Source organism: Gordonia sp. AC31, from assembly GCF_031844505.1.
Lineage (GTDB): Bacteria > Actinomycetota > Actinomycetes > Mycobacteriales > Mycobacteriaceae > Gordonia > Gordonia hongkongensis.
Map to the genome: position 1 here is coordinate 1 of NZ_JAUZVK010000075.1, position 1,485 is coordinate 1,485.

A 1,485-nucleotide genomic window follows, 5' to 3' on the forward strand; every position below is an offset into this window, starting at 1 on the left:
GGCTCTTCCTGATTCAGAGTGCGTGTAGGCGTTCTGCCAGGCCGCCGGAGTGGATGAGTGACCGCAAGATGTAGTGGTTGAGGTTGCGGAAGCCGAGCGCGATCCCGCGTAGGTGTTCCAGGCGGCCGTTGATCGCTTCGACCGGGCCGTTGGAGGCGCCGGTGTCGAAGTAGGCCAGGATCTCTTTGCGTCGGGCCCACAGCGAGCGGCCGAGTTGGGCGAGTTCGGCGAGTTCTTTCGGCACGCCGGTATGGATGCGTTTGAGCAGCTTGTACATCGCGATCTTCCCGTCTCGCTTGTGCGGCTGGTCGTAGGCGTCGATCAGGTCCTGATAGACGGCGTAGGTGACCGCGACCGCCAGGTGTTCCTCACGCGCTTGGAGGCCGTTGGTGATGCGGGTCTTCTGCTTGTCGGTCAACAAGCCGATTCGGGTGAGCAGGGGGCGGCGGATTCCGTAGAGCGGGTCCCCGCTACGGCCGCGGTGTCCGCACGTATCCTGTTGTACGCGTTGACGACACACGGTGAGTTTGTCTGCGGCCAAGTGCACGACATGAAACGGATCCATCACCGCACGCGCCTTGTCCAGGGTTTCAGCGGTCGCGGTGCGATACCCGGAGAAGCCGTCCATCGTCACCACCTTGATTCGGTCACGAAACGCAGGATCGCGTGCGGTCAGCCAATCCTTCAACGCGGCTTTGGAACGGCCGGCGACCATGTCCAACAAACGTGCTGGCCCGGTACCGTCCACGATCGGTGTCAGGTCGACGAGCACGGTGACGAAACTCGAATCCCCCTTGCCGCGAACGTGTTTCCACTTGTGCTCATCGACCCCAAGGACTCGCACACCGTCCAGGCGGGCTGGTGCGGACGCCAACGAGCGGGCCGCGTCCAAAGCAAGGGTGTTCACGGTGTTCCAACTCATCCCGATCGCAGCGGCGACCGCCTTGACCGACATCTTGTCGACGATCATCGCCCGCAGAATCCAGGTCGTGGTGCGGCGGGTGACCTGTGCCCGCGGCGCCACGATCGTCGAGATGTCGGCACGAAAGATCGTGGTGGCACAGTCCGGGTTGTCGCACAGATGGCGCGGCACTGCGATATGCAGCCGGGTCGGGTGCCCCACGATCGGCAGATCAGCGACCTCACGATCGATGTGGTCACGCAGTCGTCCCGGCTGTCCGCATCCGGGACAGGTGTTCGTCGGTTCCAGGACCTGGCAGAACACGTGGGTGCGGTCCTCGCCGTCGAGGGCGGCACCGGTGATCGTCACCCCGAGCTCGATGGTGCGGCAAATGGTGTCGGCAATAGCGCTACGCTGCAACGTGGGTCCTGTCGGTGTCCGGGTGGGTGTGTGAGAGCTTTCATCCTCACACCACAGGACCCGCCTATATCTCCAGGCTCACCGCCCACACCCCGCGATCTTGCTCACCCCTACATCTTGTGGTCGCAAGAACCTGTTCCACGCACCGTCAATCAGGAAGAGCC

The 1,485-nt window shown here is 63.4% G+C and carries 1 protein-coding gene; it reads right to left on the bottom strand.

Going from position 1 to position 1,485, the window contains the following annotated elements; genetic code table 11:
• Window positions 1-13: 13 nt before the first annotated feature.
• Window positions 14-1,321 carry an ISL3 family transposase gene (locus Q9R39_RS24615; protein WP_311278449.1) on the bottom strand — a complete coding sequence of 436 codons (1,308 nt, stop codon included), beginning with the start codon at window positions 1,319-1,321 and terminating at the stop codon, window positions 14-16.
• Between the last annotated feature and the right edge of the window lie 164 nt (window positions 1,322-1,485).